Source organism: Streptomyces sp. NPDC047085 (genome assembly GCF_040643735.1).
Taxonomy (GTDB): Bacteria; Actinomycetota; Actinomycetes; order Streptomycetales; family Streptomycetaceae; genus Streptomyces.
This window is the reverse complement of the sequence record NZ_JBEYUW010000007.1, coordinates 43,800-60,071: the sequence shown is the minus strand read 5'-3', so window position 1 is coordinate 60,071 and position 16,272 is coordinate 43,800. Positions and strand designations below refer to the sequence as shown.

Below are 16,272 nucleotides of genomic sequence, written 5' to 3'. Positions count from 1 at the left end.
GTGACGGTGAGCCAGGTGGTGGAGCCGAGGTGGCGAGGATCTTCTCGGGGGCGGGGACGTTCATGGTGACGGTCCAGTTGCCGGCGCCGGCGACGGAGACGTTGAGGTTGTAGCGGTCGCTCCACTGCTGGCCGGCGGAGAGAGTCGCGGTGCACCCGCCACCACCGCCCCCGCCTCCGGAACCGGAGTCGCCCAGGGTGATGTTGGAGCTGCCGCTGCTCTGGTAGCCCTCCGTCGCGAGGATCATGTAGTAGTTGAAGCTGCCCAGCTTCATGCCGTGACTGGCCCAGGCGTCGAAGTGGTTGCCGGTGGACTCGTAGATGTCGTAGGTGCCGCCGTCGCTGGTGACGGTGCCCTTGTACGTTCCGGTCGGCCGCTAGGTGCCCCAGTTGTCGACGATGTAGTACTCGACGAGCGGGTTCGAGGTCCAGCCGCTAGTTAAGGGATCGCCAGTTCCGCCCAGATGGTCTTGCCGGACGCGGTGTACCGCGTGCCCCAGCGCTGGGACATCTGGGCGACGAGGAACAGGCCCCGGCCCCCCTCGTCGTCCCGGCGCGCCCGCCGCAGGTGAGGTGCCGTGTGCGCGTTGTCCGAGACCTCGCACAGCAGGGAGCGGTCCTTGATCAGCCTCAGCATGACGGGTCCGGTGGCGTACCGGATGCTGTTGGTGACCAGTTCGCTCACCACGAGTTCGACGGTGAACGACAGTTCGGACAGGCCCCAGGTCTCCAACTGGCGCTCGGCGACCGTGCGGGCGTGCGCCACCATCGCCGGGTCGGGCGGCAGTTCCAGGTCCGCCACATGGTCGGCGCCGAGCCGCCGGGTGCGGACGAGCAGCAGCGTGGCGTCGTCCGCCTGCGGTCCGGGCGGCAGGGCCGACATCGCCCGGTCGCACAACTCCTCCAGTGGGCACCGGTGCCAGGTGAGCATCTGGGAGAGACGGTCGATGCCACTGTCGATGTCGGTGCGCCGGTCCTCCACGACGCCGTCGGTGAAGAACGCCACCACGCTGCCGCGGGACAGGCTCAGCTCGACGTTCTCGTAGGGCAGGCCGCCCAGCCCCAGGGGCGGTCCCGGCGCCAGCGCGGACAGGGCCACCGAGCCGCTCGCGTCGGCCACGATCGGCGGGGGATGGCCCGCGCTCGCCCAGACGCACCGGCCGCTGACCGGATCGTAGATCGCGTACAGGCAGGTCACCCCGAGCGTCTCGTCGCTCAGTCCGTCGTCACCGCGGGGCTCCGAGTCCTGCGCGACCAGGCCGTCCAGCCGGGTGAGCAGCTCGGCCGGGTCCAGGTCCAGCAGGGCCAGGGTCCGTACGGTGCCGCGCAGCCGGCCCATGGTCGCGGCCGCGTGCATGCCGTGGCCCACCACGTCGCCGACGGTCAGGCCCACTCTGGCGCCGGACAGCGAGATCAGGTCGAACCAGTCGCCGCCCACGCCCACGCGGCTGTCGGCGGGCAGGTAGCGGTACGCCACGTCGACCGCGGTCTGCTCGGGCAGGCGCTGCGGCAGCAGGCTCCGCTGCAGGACCAGGGCCGCCGCGTGCTGGCTGGTGTAGCGGCGGGCGTTGTCGATGCCCACGGCGGCTCGCTCGGCGAGTTCCACGGCGAGCGTCTGCTCCTCGGGCCCGAAGGGGTCGGGGTTGCTGCTGCGCCGGAAGGTGGCCAGGCCCAGGACCGCGTCACGGGTGAGCAGCGGGACGAAGAGGCAGGAGTGCGCGGCGGCAGGTCCCACCTCGCCCGACGACTCGGGCGGGGCGGCGTCGACGATGGGGCGGCTGGTGGCCAGACTCAGAGCCTGCGGCGACGACGGCGGGTAGGAGACGGGACTGGTCCGGAACTCCTCGGGGGTCCGGCCGTGCATCCGCAGCAGACTGTGCCCCGGCGCCGAGCCCGTCGGCGGCTGCCGTCCCTCGATGACCGCCGGCGGCAGGTCCACCTGCACCTCGTCGGCCAGCTGCGGCACCGCCACGTCGGCGAGCTCCGCCGCCGTACGGCGCACGTCCAGCGAGGCGCCGATGCGCTTGCCCGCGCGCACGAGCAGCGAAAGCCGTTCCTGGGCGCGGTATCGCTCGGTGATGTCCAGGGACTCCTCGAACAGCCCCAGCGGTTCGCCACGGGCGTCCACCATCCGGTGGTACGAACAGGACCAGACGTGCTCGCGCACCGGGTCGGCGGGGGCACGCCCGCGATAGTGCATGCCCATGATCGGTTCCCCCGTCGACATGACGTGCTCCATGATCTGGTCTTCGTCCGGGGGGTGGTGGCGGGAGATGAACTCGCCCTCGGGGAAGAGATCCTCGGCCGGCCGGCCGATGTAGTCGGCGATCCCGGCGAGCTCCAGATCGGTGGAGACGTTCCCCCAGACGACGCGCATGTCGGTGTCGAAGATCGTCAGGCCCACGGGAGACTCGGTCGCCATCCCCTGCAACAGCGCCAGCTGCGCCTCCCAGCCGCGCAGCGCCTCCAGGTCGGCCGCGACCACGATGGTCGCGGCGACGCCCTGATGCGCGAGCGGGCTGAAGGTCACGGCGGCCCGCAGGGTACGTCCGTCCCGGCAGCAGAGGTCCAGGACCGTGCTCCGGGGCTTGTGCGCCTTGCAGAGGGCGGACAGCCGATGCCCGGGGCCCGACGCCAGCAGCACGGTGGCCGGCTGCCCGAGCACGTCCTCGGGCGCGTGTCCGAGGAGGCGCTGGGCCGAGGACCCCCACCCGGAGATGCGGCCCGCGGCGTCCAGTACTGCGGCGGCGGCCTTGGAGAGTTCCAGAGGACTGTGGAAATCGACGTCGGGGGCGTTCGGAAAACGATCCATGACACCGCTTCCCTTCGTGCTCCCTCAGCATCCCGTGCCCCACGACGGACGACAACCGCAGGCGCGACGGCCGGCAGCGCGCACCGGGAAACCGAGGCCAGGCCAGGCAAGGAGCACGTGGTGTCCTGTCCCGACGCCGGCTCAGGGGCCGGGATCGTCGAACTGGTCGAGAAGGAAGTCGACCGGGGCCAGGCCCGGGCCGGCGGACGCCTCGTCAAGAAGCTGCTCCGCCCAGATGACCTTGCCGTGGGTGGTGTACCGCGTGCCCCACCGCTGGGCGAACTGCGCCACCAGGAACAGCCCCCGCCCGCCCTCGTCGGTGGTCGTCGCCCGCCGCAGGCGGGGAGAGGTGCCGCTTCCGTCCGACACCTCGCAGATCAGAGAGCGTCCGTGCAGCAGCCGCAGGCCGACCGGCGGCGAGCCGTACCGGATCGCGTTCGTGACCAGCTCGCTGACGATCAGCTCCGTGGCGAACGCGGTCTCCTCCAGCCCCCACTCCAGCAACGTCTCCCGGCAGCGCGCCCGCACCGCGGGAACCAGCGCCGGGTCCTGCGGCACGTCCCACGTGGCCACGTCCGAGGACGGGAACTTCCGGGTACGTGCCGTCAGCAGCGCGATGTCGTCGGAGGAGTTCGACGGCTTCAGCGCGTCGATCACCGTCTGACACGTCTCCTCCGGCGTGCGGTCGCCGGAACCGTCCAACGCCCGGCGCAGCCGCTCCAGCCCGACATCGATGTCGTGGCTGGGGTTCTCCACGAGCCCGTCGGTGTACAGCACCAGTTGGGAACCCTCCGGCAGGGACAGCTCCACGGTCTCGAAGGGGTAGCCGCCCAGGCCGAGCGGTGCCGAGGCCGGCACGCCGGGACAGACGACCGTTCCGTCCGGGCGCACCACCACCGGCTCCGGGTGTCCCGCACGGGCCATCGTGCAGGCCTGTGTCACCGGGTCGTAGACCGCGTAGAGACAGGTCGCCCCGGTCACGCCCTCCCCCTCGTGGCCATCCGCTTCATCACCCGTGTACTCCTCGCTGTCCATGCGGACGACCAGGTCGTCCAGGTTCCCGAGCACCTCGTCCACGGGCAGGTCCAGGGTGGAGAAGTTGTGCACGGCGGTGCGCAGCCGGCCCATCGTCGCCGCCGCGTGCAGCCCGTGACCGACGACGTCACCCATCACCAGGGCCACGCGGGCGCCCGGAAGCGGGATGACGTCGAACCAGTCCCCGCCGACCCCCGCCTCCGCGGGCACATACCGCCAGGCCACCTCCAGCGCGTCCTGCTCCGGCTGCCGCCGCGGCAGCAGACTGCGCTGCAGCGTCACCGCCATCGCGTGCTCCCGGGTGAACCGCCGGGCGTTGTCGAGGGCCACCGCCGCTCGCGCGGCCAGTTCCTCCGCGAAGGTGAGATCCTCCGACTCGAACGCCGGGGAATCCACCGTCCGGTAGAAGTTCACCACGCCCAGCGGTACGTTCCGTGCCCGCAGCGGCACGGCCACCAGCGAACGCAGCCCGCACTCCAGGGCCCTCCTGGCGCGCTCCGGATCCTGTTCCCGCCAGCCCTGTGCCTGCCGCAGGTCCTCCTCGACCAGGACCCGCCGCTCCTGCAGCGCCCGCATCTGCGGCGTCTGGCGCGAGAACGTGATCACTTCGCCCAGCCGGTACACCGGAATCCTGCGCCGATCGCCGCCGATCGCCGCCCGGCGCAGATGCCGCCAGCCCTCCGCCGTGGGTTCCCACCCCCGCAGCACCGCCTCGAGCAGATCCACCGTCACGAAGTCGGCGAACTGCGGCACCGCCACGTCGGCCAGCTCCTGGGCCGTACGCTCCACACCCAGCGTGGTTCCGATCCCCACCCCGGCCTCGTACAGCAGCTTCAGCCGCTCCCGCGCGACCTGGGCCCGCCCCGAGACCGCCGCCAGCTCCGTGGTGTCCCGCAGCGTCACCACGGAGCCTCCCCGGCCGGCCTCGCCGCCCTCCCGGCCCGCTTCGCTGCCTCCCTGGCCGGCCTCCGGGTACGTCGGCCGCTTGTTCACTGCCAGCAACCGGTCTCCCGCGAGCAGCACCTCGTCGGTGACCGCCTCCGGCGACGCCAGCAGCCGCATGATCGGCTCCGGCAGGCCCAGCTCCCGCGCCGGGCGCCCCCGCACGTCCGCCGGCAGTCCGAGCAGCCGTGTCGCCTCGTCGTTGACCAGCAGCAGCCGTCCGTCGGCGCCGGTGATCAGCACGCCTTCCCGCACCGCGTGCAGCACCGCGTCGTGGTGCTCGTACCGCTCTGCCAGCTCCTCCGGTGCCAGGCCGTGCGTCTGCCGCCGCAGCCGCCGGGAGACCAGCGTCATTCCCGTCACGGCCAGTGCCAGCGCGGCCGCGCCGCTGCCCAGGATGATCGGCAGCTGCGGCAGCCACAGTCCCGCCACGTTCTTGACCGTGAGCCCGGCGGAGACCAGGCCGACCACCTTGCCGTGCGCGTCGGTCACCGGGACCACCGCCTGCACGTCCGTCCCCCTGCCCGCGGGCAGCGGCGGCCCACCGGCCTCCTCGACGACGGTCTGGCCCTTCAGCGCCGGTTCGATGGTGCCGACGAACTTCTTCCCGATCTCCCGCGGGTAGGGATACGTGTAACGGATCCCCTTCGTGCTCAGGACGACGACGAAATCCACGCCCGCGCGCTTCCGCGCCGCCTCGGCCCGGGGCTGGAGCACCGCTGCCGGATCCGGGCTCCGCAGCGCCTCGGCCGTGCCAGGGGCGTTCGCGAACGACTGAGCCGCGACGATCGCCTCCCTGCGCCCCTGTTGCAGCGCGTCGTTCGCCGCCTGGAGCACCATGGCTCCCACCGCGGCGAGCACCAGCAGGACCACGATCAAGACCTGGAGAAGGAACACCTGTCCGGCCGCACTGCGCAGGTCCGGCAGGGAGGCGCGGCGTGCGCGCGAGCGTCCGACGGGCGGACTGCGTTCCGGGCCCCGAGGGCGCCCGGAAAATTCTTCCATACACCCTTGATAGCACCGCTGCGGGGAAGCCGACGCCGATCACGCCCGCCGCGCGGACCGCATACCAGGGGCAGGCCCCTGACCTGGTGTTTCGCCACGGCTCGGCCCCGTGATCAGCGCGACGGGCACGATCGGGATCCGCTCCCCGGCAACCGCCGGGAAAGTGACAGGATCGGCTCCATGAGCACCATGACGGACTGGGTGTACCGGGTGGACGAGCCGCACGGCTCCGAGGGCTGGCGCCCCTACGGCGACCGCCCCGAGCGCTGGCGGGGGACCGTCACCACCGACGACCCGAAGGAGGACGCCGAGTACGTCGCCGCCCTCGTCGTCACCGACCTGGTGTCCGAGTGGGACCGCCGCGGCGCCGTCCGCAAGCATGTGCGCGTGATCATCTGGGCGGACGAGGAAGGCACCGGCCCCGAGGACGCGGCCTTCACGGTCGAGATCCAGCCGGACATCGACGCGGAGCGGGGCCGGCCCGGTTGAGCACGGCCGAGCCCAACTGGGTTCGAACGCAAGGGCGAAGACCGCTATGATCTCCGCGGCAAGGCTGTAGCGCAGAGGTCGTCGCGCCCACGCATCAAGCTGGAGGACGTCGGTTCGAATCCGACCAGCCTTGCCGCCCTTGTCGTGGAGGAAAGTCGATTGGCGTCGGTTCGTCCTGGGCGGGCGGAGGGCGATGCCGCCCTCGGCGAGCCGGGCACCGGCGATGGACCGGTGGAGTGGTGATGACGCAGCCGACACCCGTACGCTGCCCCGCGATCGAGCACCCCGACATCCCGATCAGCGATCCCGCCGCTCTGGAGCCGCTGCTCGACCGACTGCGGTCCGCGCAGCGGGTCGAGGACGACGAGGCCTTCCCGCTCGGCACGGTGCGCGCGGACGGGCGTGTCGACCTGTGCAAGCAGGGCCTCGGAGCGGTCGGCGCCGCCCGGCTGATGCCCGTCGCCGCCTCCTCTCCGCACGCCGCGCACGTCCTGCTCGGCACCAACGCCATCGGCGACGAAGGCGCCCGCACGGTTGCCGGCGCGCTGGCCGACGGCCACGGTCTGCACACGCTCTACCTCGGCTGCAACCGCATCGGCCCCGAGGGCGCGTCCGCGCTCGCCGGCGCGCTGACCACGGACGGCACCGTCCGCGCCCTGTGGCTCAAGCGCAACCCGGTGGGAGACGAAGGCGCCCGGGCGCTCGCCGCGATGCTCCGCCGCAACACCACGCTGCGCACCCTGGACCTGGTCAACACCGGTGTGACCATGGACGGTCTGCGGGACCTGTTCGACTCCCTCACCAGCCGGCCCACCCCGGTGGAACGCCTCTTCCTCGGCGGCAACGGCCTGACCGCCGACGCCGCCCCGCTGCTGGCGGCGCTGATCCGGGAGGCGGGTGTGCGCGAGCTGTACCTCCCCGCCAACCACCTCGGAGACGAGGGCGCCGCGATCCTCGCCGCCGCGGCCGACCCCGCACGGCCGGTGCGCCTCGGCCTGGGCGGCAACGGCATCGGCCCCGTGGGCGTCCGGGCCCTCGCCGACTCGCTCGGCGGGATCGAGGCGCTCGACCTGGGCCGGCCGCCGTCGGAACGCAGCCTCGGCGCCCCCGCCAACACCACCGGCGACGACGGCGCGCACGCGCTGGCCGCCGCACTGCCGGGCAGCCCGCTGCGCCGGCTGGAGCTGTGCCACACCGGCGTGACCGGCCGGGGCGCGAAGACGCTGCTGGCGGCCGTGCCCGCCAACTCGCCCCTGGAGTACGTCGGTCTGGGGCCGGGCCTGCCCCGCAGGGTGAAGCGGTCGTTCACCCAGCGCCTGCGGCCCGTCGGCAGGGCGCATCCCGACCTGCGCGCGATAGGGAGTGTCTACCGTTGAGCTCTCGTGGCGAACTCCGTTGCTTCTCCCCGGAGGAGGCGGCGAGCCGGCGCCGGATCCGGCGGTACGCGGTGCCCGGCTGGATGATCGAGCGGGCGAGCGCGCGCCGTCTGGCCGGTGACTGGCGCGGCGCCTGCGCGGCGGCCGATGTCGACGTCACCTTCGATCTGTCCGACGTCGCCGAGCACTGCGGCGACGATGTCGCCGCAGCCCTGGCGGAGGACCTCCGCCACTTCGCCCCCGACCTGCTGCGCTGGCACCTGCCGCGCGTGCTCGGCGGGCGGACCACGCTCGCCACGGACAGGACGGTCGTCCTCGCGCGCTACCGCCCGAAGGGACCGGACGAGGGCCGCCGGGCCACGCCCTACCTGCACATCACCACTCCTCCGATGATGGACGGACCGCAGCGGGTCGCCCTGCGGTTCAGCACGGTCAGGGACGAGCAGGCCGCAGGCGTCTTCGGGCGGAACACCGAGGACTGGCGGTCCGCGCGGCACCTGTGGGACGTACGGCACGCCGCGGAGCTGCGTGAACGGTGCGGCGGCGGCACGGACCGGCCGCCGTTCTTCCACGCCGACGCCACCCCACGCGGCGCGGACGAACTGCCGACGGCGGATCCCGGCGACGGCGACCCGGCGGCGCGGGCCGAGTGGGCCACGCTGCTGCACCAGAAGGGCGAGACACGGGCCGCCTTCGCCGCCGCGGGCATCGAGCTGGACCTGACACCCCCGCAGAGATCGGGCTGGTACCAGGCGGATCCGGAGCGGCTCCTGGGCGGGCTCGCGCTCAACCACACCCGCCTGGAGCCGGAGATACGCCGACTGATGGCCGAGGGCGTCGGCGACCGCTTCCTCATCGTCCCGCACTGGCGGACCTACATCCTGCTGGAGCCCACGGCGGCCGGCGGGCTGTCGGCGCGAGTCGTCGACCGGGACGACGTGAAGGGCGAGCCCGTCCTCGCCGAGGCCCTGTGGCGCAGGCTCCCCGACCTCGACCTGATGCGCGTCGGCGGCGTCGCGGCGGAGCATCTGCATCCGCTCGTCCGCGAGGCGCTGTTTCCCGCGTTCCCCGCCCCCCAGGCTCCGGAAGGCCCGGTCGGCCCGCCGGGACCGACGGCCCCCGCACCCGTGCGGGTCAGGTGCCGGGGCGAATGGCACGAGGTGGCCTTCCGGCCCGGCGGCCTGCTGCGCATGCCGCACACCGACGAGGAACAGCAGCGCGAACGCGCCATGCGCGCCTTCGGCGGTGCCGTCGCCGGATGCTTCGCCGTGGAGCAGACGTGGACCTCCGGAGAGGGCCGCCTGCCGAAGGCGCTGCGGGCGGGCCGCCAGGAACTGTTCCTGCGCGCCCAACACGGTGACACCCCCGGCGTGCTGGCGCTCCTGGACGCGGGCGTCGACCCCCGCGTGCGGGACGGCGGCGGCCGCACCCTGCTGCACGTACTGAACCTCCTCGACCACGAGACACTGCTGCCGCGGCTGCTGGCGGAGGGACTGGACCTGGAGGCCCGCGACCGGCGGGACCGCACACCGCTGTTCGTGGCCGTCAACGACCTCGGCTCCAAGGCGCTGGTGGAGGCGCTCGTCGCCGCCGGGGCGCGACTCGACGTGATCGACCAGTCCGAGCTGTCGCTCGACCAGCTCGTCCGCCGGTACAAGCGACGCGACCTGGCCTTCCTCCGGGACCGCGTACGGCAGGAGCATCCAGGCGTCGGCGCCGAGTGGTGGGACGAGTGGATGGACGAGCGGGAGGAGTACGACGCCGAGGACCCGTACGACCCCGCCGAGCCCGACGACGAGGAAGAGGCGCCCTTTTGAGCACCGCCCGCACCGCCGCCGCCCCCACCGCACCGTCCGGACCACTGGCGGCCGCGGACGACCTCAACCGCCGGCTGCGCGCGCGACGGACCGAGCCCGCCGCGAACCCGCAACTGGAGGCGCTCGCCCTCGCGGTGACGGCCAATCAGCCCGTGCTGCTGTGGGGGGAGCCGGGAATCGGCAAGTCCGCCGCCCTGGAGCAGCTCGCCGCCGGGCTCGGCCTGCCGCTGGAGACGGTCATCGCCAGCGTGCACGAGCCCTCCGACTTCGCCGGACTGCCCATCGTCGGTGACGACCCGGCCGTGACGGGCGTGCCGATGGCCCCGCCGGACTGGGCGGTCCGCCTCGCCCGGGCCGGACAGGGCCTGCTCTTCTTCGACGAACTCTCCTCCGCACCGCCCGCCGTGCAGGCGGCGCTGCTGCGGGTGGTGCTCGAACGACGGGTCGGCAGCCTGGTCCTGCCCGAGGCGGTGCGGATCGTCGCCGCCGCCAACCCGCCCTCCAGCGCGGCGGACGGCTGGCACCTGAGCCCGCCGCTCGCCAACCGGTTCGTCCACCTCGAGTGGACCCACGACCCCCGGACGGTCGCCCGTGGCATGGCCGGCACCTGGCCGGAGGTGGCCGTTCCCGTCGTCGATGCCGCCCGGGTGCCCGGCGCGGTGGCACGAGCCCGGGGCGCGATATCCGGCTTCCTCACGGCCCGGCCGGGCCTGGTCCACCACATCCCCGGCGACGCCGAGAGCCGGGGCCGGTCCTGGCCGTCCCCGCGTACCTGGGAGATGGCACTCAGGCTGCTCGCCGCCGGGTACGCGGCCGGGGTCGGCCGCGAGGCGCTGGCCGCCGCCCTCACCGGTGCCGTCGGGGACGGCGCGGGCATCGAGCTGCTGTCCTACCTGGAACACCTCGATCTGCCCGACCCCGACCGGGTCCTCGCCGACCCGGACGCCTTCGCCCTGCCCGAACGCGGCGACCGGCAGCTGGCGTTCCTCATCGCGGTGGTCGCCGCCATCCAGAGCGACCTCACCCGGCCCCGGTGGGAGGCCGGCTGGGCGGTGCTGGCGAAGGCCGTGGACGCGGGTGTACCGGACGTGGCCGCCCGGGCCGCCACCGACCTCGCGGCGATGCGCCACCTCGACTGGCCCGTACCGCCCGGCATCGACGGGTTCCTCGGCCTGCTGCAGATGTCCGGGGCGCTGCCGGGCGGCGGCCGGTGAGGCGCGCGGGATGACGGAGGACTCCCGCCGCGCGACGGAGGATTCCCGCCGCGCCCTGGACAGGACCAAACTGCTCGCCGCCCGCTACCGGGCGGCGAGCGACCGGCCGTACCTGGCGTCGGCGTTGTACGCCCTGACCGTCGTCCCGAGCACAGAGGTCCCGACGATGGGGGTGGACCGGCACTGGCGCTGCTATGTGTCGCCCGCCTTCGTCGACGCGACACCGGTGCCCGAGCTGGCGGGCGTCTGGGTACACGAGGCGGCGCACCTGCTGCGCGACCACCACGGCCGGGCGGACCGGCTCCCCGCCGCCGCCCAGCGCGACCGGCACCGCGTCAACGTCGCGCAGGACTGCGAGATCAACGACGACCTGCTCGCCGACGGCCTGCGCCTGCCCGAGGGGCGCATGGAACCCCGCCTCTTCGGCCTCCCCGAGGGCCAGTTGTTCGAGGTGTACCTCGACCAGCTGCCGCCGCACGTCCGGGCGCCGGACTGCGGATCGGGCGCCCACGGCCGGCCCGTCCCCTGGGAACTCCCCGAGTCCGCCGGCCCCGCACGGCTCGGTGACGTCGAGGCGCAGGCCCTGCGGCGGCAGACCGCCGAGGCGATGCGCGCCCATCAGCGCACTCGCGGCACCCTGCCCGCCGGGTGGCAGCGCTGGGCCGAGGAGATCCTGGAACCCACGGTGGACTGGCGGCGGGCGCTGTCCGGCGCGGTCCGGGAGGCCGCCGCCTGGGCCGGCGGAGCCGTCGACTACACCTACCGCCGCCCCTCGCGCCGTACCCCGGCGCTGCGCGGCGTCGTCCTGCCGAGCCTGCGCCGCCCGCTGCCTCGCGTGGCCGTCGTCATCGACACCTCCGGTTCGATGGGCGACGCCGAACTTGCCGCCGCTCTCGCGGAGGTGACGGGCGTGCTGCGTGAAGTGGGTATCCGCGGCAATCGTGTGACCGTGCTCGCCTGCGACGCCGACGTGCACGCCGTGTCCCGGGTGACGGCCACCGAACAGGTCACCCTGGGCGGCGGTGGCGGCACGGACATGCGCGTCGGTATCGAAGCGGCGCTCGCGACGCCGGACCGCCCGAGCATCGTCGTCGTCCTCACCGACGGATTCACCCCCTGGCCCGCCGAGACCCCGCCCTGCCGCATCATCGCGGCCCTGATCGGCTCCACCGCACCACAGCCCCCGAGCTGGGTGGAGACGGTACGCATCCCCACCTGACACCGGGAGCCGGTCGCGGTGCGAGGGCAGGCTCCCGTTGCCGGTCCCGGGTCATCCCAGTGCGGCCGGTGACTCTGCTTCGGGTATGAGCAGGTGAGGTGTGCCGGAGCCGTCAGCCGGCACGGACCAGACGTCGGGGTCGCCGCTGCTGTCCCGCACCGTGTAGGCGATCGTGGCGTCGTCGAGCCAGGCGGCCTGGTCGTCGATGCTGCGGGTCTCGGCCAGCGGTGTCACCCGCATCGAGGCCAGGTCGAGCACGGACAGCCGCCAGCCGCGGGTGGGATCGGCCCCGATGGCCCCCTTGAACGCGATGCGGGTGCCGTCGGGGGACAGCGACGGGCACTCGACGTTCTCCTTGAGCGTACGGACGGCTCTGGCGGCGAAGTCGCCCTCGACGAGGTAGCGGTGGCCGGCCGTGGACATGGTCGCGTAGAACCGGTTGTCGTCGGCGGCGAAGGTGACACCCCAGAAGTTGACGTCGGCGGCCCGGTAGGGCCGGCCGTCCCTGGTCACCGCGAACGTCTCCAGTGTGCTCGCGAGCGCGCCGGTGCGGGTGTCGAGGATGCCAGTACGGGTGGAGAACCCGCTGCTCGTGTAGGAGTCGCCGCCGACGAAGGCGGTCCACGCCACCATGCGGCCGCTGGCCGAGACCCGGGCGCGGTTGGGCAGGCCGGGGATGGGGACCGCCCGCTTCTCATGAAGATTCTGGTCCAGGACGACAAGGTGGTAGGCCCACGGGGAGTCGGGACGGACGCAGACACCCGTGCCCGCCGCGGCGTAGACGCGGACACACTCCAGCCGGGCGACCGCACGCGGGCCCCCCGGACGGTCCCGGGAGACGGTGGCGAGATGCCGGTCGCTGACCACCAGTAGCCGTGGACCGGGAGCGAGCGTGACACGGTCCGCCGTGGTGGTGACCGAGTCGGTCCTGGCGCCAGTGGTGCCGGTCCGGTCGGGCGCCAGCCGGATGTAGCCGACGGCGGCGACCGCGAGCACCGCGGTGGTGGCCATGACGATGACGATCCGCGCCCGCAGGGTCAGGTCGCTCAGCGCGCTCAACCGGACACCTCCTGGGTGACGGCCATGGCGGGGCGGGCGAGCAGCACGGCTGTGGCGATGATCGCCACCACCACGCACCCGGCGGCCACCCGGCAGGCGGTGACCGGACCCCACGCCTGCCAGGCCATCCCGAACAGGACCGAGGAGGCGAGGTAGGCCAGCGCCTGCCCGGTCTGGATGATCGCGATGCCCGTGGTGCGCAGCCGCTCGGGCAGCAGCGGGCCAGCGAGCGCCATCAGTACGCCGTCGGTGGCGGCGTAGAAGACGCCGTAGAGGCCGAGCGCCAGGACGATGAGCGGCCAACCGCCCAGCGGCCCGAACAACAACAGGTAGACGGCGACCAGCGACGTGTAGCCGCCCAGCAACACCCGGGGCCTGCCGACCCGGTCGGCCAGGGCGCCGAGGGGAGCGGCGAGCAGCAGGTAGCCGAGGTTGGTGCCGACCGCGAGCAGCGGAAACCAGCCTGCGTTCAACTCCGCGCGTCGCTGCAGAAGCAGGTACACGAAGCCATCGCCGACGGTGGCCAGGCCGAGCAGGCAGGCGGCGAGGACGAGGCGCCGGACGGGCGCGGCTCGCAGCAGCGCCGCGGCGCCGCGCGGTGAGACGGCCCCGGCGGCGGGTCGCGGGTCCCGCCGGTCGCGGACGAACAGCACCAGCAGCACAACCCCGAGAACGGCGATACAGAAGCTGGTGACGAAGACCGCGTCGAAGGACTGGCCCGCGGCCGCGAGGACCGCCAAGGCCACCAGCGGGCCGAGGAAGGCGCCGAGGCTGTCCATCGCCCGGTGCACACCGAAGGCCCGGCCCAGGGAGTCCGGTGGCGTCGACAGCGTGATCAGCGCGTCCCGAGGTGCCGTGCGCAGTCCCTTTCCGGTCCGGTCGACCGCGATCACCAGCCCGATCGCGGCGACCGACCGGCCTGCCGCGAGCAGGCCGAGCCTGGCCACGGCCGAGAGCGCGTAACCGATGCCCGCCACCGCCTTGCGGCCGCGCGTCCGGTCGGCGACGTAACCGCCGACGATCCGCAGCAGCGCCGTGGCGCCGGTGTAGGTCCCGTCGATCACTCCGTAGGCCATCGGGCCGAGTTGGAGGCCGAGTACCAGGTAGAGGGGAAGGACTGCGGTGACCATCTCGGCGGAGATGTCGGTGACCAGGCTGACCGCGCCCAGAGCGAAGACGTTGGCGCCGATCGCGGCCAGTCGGCGCCTGCCGGCCCCGCCGGTGCCGACGGCCCCCTTGGCCCAGCCGATTGTCGACAGGTACACGCGGTTGCACACCTCCTGCTGCATGCGCGGGGCGAGCGGGTGGGGGTGCCGCCGCGGCGGCGGACGCTCACGGGAGCGTCCGTCCGCGGCGGTACTCGATCGCGATGACGACGGCCCATCGTCCGGTGCCCGCGGCGGGTGAACCACCCCCGGAAGTGGGCGAGCGAGCGTGCGGCAACTGAACAACTGGTGGCCTACTTACGAGTCGTCAGAACGCGTGTGCGAGGGCGAAAAGTCCTCGCTCACAGCTCACTCACAGTTCATTCAAAGGGGGGTGGCGGCCGTTCCGGCGGGTCCCTAAGTTCCCGAATCGCCCTCCACAGCCCTCACTTCAGAAGGGACCATCCGATGGGCAACCGCCGCTTCCGGAGATCAGCGTTGGCGGGAGGAGCAGTCGCGGTGACGGCCGTAGCCGTCGCGGGCCTGCTCACCACCGCTCCCGTGGCCACCGCGGCCACGACCACGTTCACCCCGGTCGCCGACACCTACGTACAGAGCACCACCCCTTCCACCAACTACGGCACCTCGGCCCAGTTCGTGGTCGACAACTCGCCGGTCCGCCAGTCGTTCCTGAAGTTCACCGTCAGCGGCATCACCGATCCGGTGACCAGCGCCAAGCTGCGCATCCGCACCATCAGCGGCAACAACGGCAGCAGCGACGGCGGCACGTTCAAGGCGATGACCGACACCACGTGGTCGGAGACCGGCACGACCTGGAACAACAAGCCCGCCATCGACGGCGCCACCCTGGGCACGCTCGGCTCGGTCGTCAGGGACACCTGGTACGAGATCGACGTGACCTCGCTTGTGACCGGCAACGGCACGTTCAGCGTCGGCGCGACCTCCCCCAACAACGACGGCGCCTACTACGACGCGCGGGAGAGCGGCGCCGACGCCCCGCAGCTGGTAATCACCACCGGTGCGACCCCGCCGCCCACTAGCCCGCCGCCCTCGGGCGACCCGGTGCTGGTCGGCGCCGGCGACATCGCCAACTCCGGCACGGGCGACACCGCGACCGCCAACCTGCTGGACGGCATCCCGGGCACGGTGTTCACCGCCGGGGACAACGCCTACGACAGCGGCACCGCCACGGAGTTCGCCACCTACTACGACCCGACGTGGGGCCGGCACAAGGCCCGCACCAGGCCGGCACCGGGCAACCACGACTACAACACGGCCGGCGCCACCGGCTACTACAACTACTTCGGCGCCAACGCGGGCCCGTCCGGTCGGGGTTACTACTCCTACGACCTCGGCAGCTGGCACGTGGTCTCGCTGAACTCCGAGGTCAACATGGCCGTCGGCTCCCCGCAGGAGCAGTGGCTGCGCTCGGACCTGGCCGCCAGCACCAAGCCGTGCACCCTCGCCTACTGGCACCAGCCCCGGTTCACCTCCGGCGCCAACCACGCTCCCAACACCGCGACCGGGCCCCTCGTGCAGGCGCTGTACGACAACAACGCCGACGTGATCGTGGCGGGCCACAACCACCAGTACGAGCGGTTCGCTCCCATGAACGCCAGCGGCCAGCTCGACACCACCCGCGGCATCCGGCACTTCGTCGCCGGCATGGGCGGCGCCAGCCACTACAGCTTCGGCACCATCATGCCCAACAGCGAAGCCCGCAACAGTGACACCTATGGCGTGCTCAAGTTCACCCTGCACGCGAACAGCTACGACTGGCAGTTCGTGCCCGAGGCGGGCAAGACCTACAGCGACAGCGGCACCACCAGCTGCCACTGAGTGATCGCCTCCGGCACGAGTGATCTGCTCTCGCACGAAGGGGCCGTCCGTGGCCGAGCCGCGGGCGGCCCCGCGAGTACTTCGCCGGCTCCTCAGAGCAGCGGTGGAAGGCCCACAAGCGCCGCACCGGCGGCTCCGAGCGCCGCCAGGAGTGAGGCCGGCCAGTTGCGGGACTGGGCGTACGTCAGCAGGCCCGCCAGCAGTCCCGCCACCACCGCGGCCAAGAGGATGAGCGCCCAGCGCAGTGACAACCGCTCCGGCGGCGGCGTGGGCGAGGTCGGTTCGGGCATGCGGATCTCC

At 73.0% G+C, this 16,272-nt stretch carries 11 protein-coding genes and 2 pseudogenes; 7 read left to right on the top strand and 6 right to left on the bottom strand.

Features of this window, described 5'->3' with window-relative positions:
• Positions 1-28 precede the first annotated feature (28 nt).
• The 3 genes and pseudogenes from ABZ865_RS24010 to ABZ865_RS24000 all read right to left on the bottom strand — a co-directional run.
• Positions 29-433, bottom strand: a pseudogene (locus ABZ865_RS24010) (glycoside hydrolase family 11 protein); the annotation flags it as partial.
• 5 nt (positions 434-438) lie between these two features.
• A complete protein-coding gene (locus tag ABZ865_RS24005) occupies positions 439-2,811 on the bottom strand; it encodes a SpoIIE family protein phosphatase (RefSeq protein ID WP_361233836.1) in 2,373 nt (790 codons plus the stop codon).
• A gap of 141 nt (positions 2,812-2,952) precedes the next feature.
• Positions 2,953-5,793, bottom strand: a complete 2,841-nt coding sequence (locus ABZ865_RS24000; RefSeq protein WP_361233833.1) for a SpoIIE family protein phosphatase — start codon at positions 5,791-5,793, stop codon at positions 2,953-2,955.
• A 180-nt stretch (positions 5,794-5,973) separates the two neighbouring features.
• Between ABZ865_RS24000 and ABZ865_RS23995 the strand changes: the two genes are divergently transcribed.
• The 6 genes and pseudogenes from ABZ865_RS23995 to ABZ865_RS23970 all read left to right on the top strand — a co-directional run bounded on the left by ABZ865_RS23995 (position 5,974) and on the right by ABZ865_RS23970 (position 11,908).
• Entirely contained in the window at positions 5,974-6,282 is a 309-nt protein-coding gene (locus ABZ865_RS23995) for a hypothetical protein (protein ID WP_361233830.1), read from the top strand.
• 60 nt (positions 6,283-6,342) lie between these two features.
• Positions 6,343-6,415 (top strand): annotated as a pseudogene (locus ABZ865_RS23990).
• 109 nt (positions 6,416-6,524) lie between these two features.
• Positions 6,525-7,658 (top strand): gala protein, encoded by a 1,134-nt coding sequence (locus tag ABZ865_RS23985; RefSeq protein WP_361233828.1) that lies wholly within the window; start codon positions 6,525-6,527, stop codon positions 7,656-7,658.
• A complete protein-coding gene (locus tag ABZ865_RS23980; protein ID WP_361233825.1) occupies positions 7,655-9,475 on the top strand; it encodes an ankyrin repeat domain-containing protein in 1,821 nt (606 codons plus the stop codon). The genes ABZ865_RS23985 and ABZ865_RS23980 overlap by 4 nt, the downstream gene beginning before the upstream one ends.
• Complete coding sequence (locus ABZ865_RS23975; RefSeq protein WP_361233822.1) at positions 9,472-10,689, top strand: AAA family ATPase; 1,218 nt, start codon at positions 9,472-9,474, stop codon at positions 10,687-10,689. The genes ABZ865_RS23980 and ABZ865_RS23975 overlap by 4 nt, the downstream gene beginning before the upstream one ends.
• 10 nt (positions 10,690-10,699) lie before the next feature.
• The gene (locus ABZ865_RS23970) at positions 10,700-11,908 is read left to right on the top strand and encodes a VWA-like domain-containing protein (RefSeq protein ID WP_361233819.1); all 1,209 of its coding nucleotides are present in this window, start codon (positions 10,700-10,702) and stop codon (positions 11,906-11,908) included.
• 51 nt (positions 11,909-11,959) lie between these two features.
• Here the strand turns inward: ABZ865_RS23970 and ABZ865_RS23965 are convergent, their stop codons facing one another.
• Together ABZ865_RS23965 and ABZ865_RS23960 are read right to left on the bottom strand one after the other, a co-directional pair.
• Complete coding sequence (locus ABZ865_RS23965) at positions 11,960-12,967, bottom strand: hypothetical protein (RefSeq protein ID WP_361233816.1); 1,008 nt, start codon at positions 12,965-12,967, stop codon at positions 11,960-11,962.
• On the bottom strand, positions 12,964-14,232 hold the full coding sequence (locus ABZ865_RS23960) for an MFS transporter (RefSeq protein WP_361233813.1): 1,269 nt from the start codon (positions 14,230-14,232) through the stop codon (positions 12,964-12,966). The genes ABZ865_RS23965 and ABZ865_RS23960 overlap by 4 nt, the downstream gene beginning before the upstream one ends.
• Positions 14,233-14,631: 399 nt before the next feature.
• Here ABZ865_RS23960 and ABZ865_RS23955 point away from each other — a divergent pair, with 399 nt between their 5' ends.
• The gene (locus ABZ865_RS23955; protein WP_361233810.1) at positions 14,632-15,972 is read left to right on the top strand and encodes a DNRLRE domain-containing protein; all 1,341 of its coding nucleotides are present in this window, start codon (positions 14,632-14,634) and stop codon (positions 15,970-15,972) included.
• A 92-nt stretch (positions 15,973-16,064) separates the two neighbouring features.
• Here the strand turns inward: ABZ865_RS23955 and ABZ865_RS23950 are convergent, their stop codons facing one another.
• A complete protein-coding gene (locus ABZ865_RS23950; RefSeq protein ID WP_361233807.1) occupies positions 16,065-16,262 on the bottom strand; it encodes a hypothetical protein in 198 nt (65 codons plus the stop codon).
• Positions 16,263-16,272: the final 10 nt, after the last annotated feature.

Coding starts and splice junctions, on each gene's coding strand:
- ABZ865_RS24005 (WP_361233836.1), bottom strand. CDS start 2,811: ATGGATCGTTTTCCGAACGCCCCCGACGTCGATTTCCACAGTCCTCTG.
- ABZ865_RS24000 (WP_361233833.1), bottom strand. CDS start 5,793: ATGGAAGAATTTTCCGGGCGCCCTCGGGGCCCGGAACGCAGTCCGCCC.
- ABZ865_RS23995 (WP_361233830.1), top strand. CDS start 5,974: ATGAGCACCATGACGGACTGGGTGTACCGGGTGGACGAGCCGCACGGC.
- ABZ865_RS23985 (WP_361233828.1), top strand. CDS start 6,525: ATGACGCAGCCGACACCCGTACGCTGCCCCGCGATCGAGCACCCCGAC.
- ABZ865_RS23970 (WP_361233819.1), top strand. CDS start 10,700: ATGACGGAGGACTCCCGCCGCGCGACGGAGGATTCCCGCCGCGCCCTG.
- ABZ865_RS23950 (WP_361233807.1), bottom strand. CDS start 16,262: ATGCCCGAACCGACCTCGCCCACGCCGCCGCCGGAGCGGTTGTCACTG.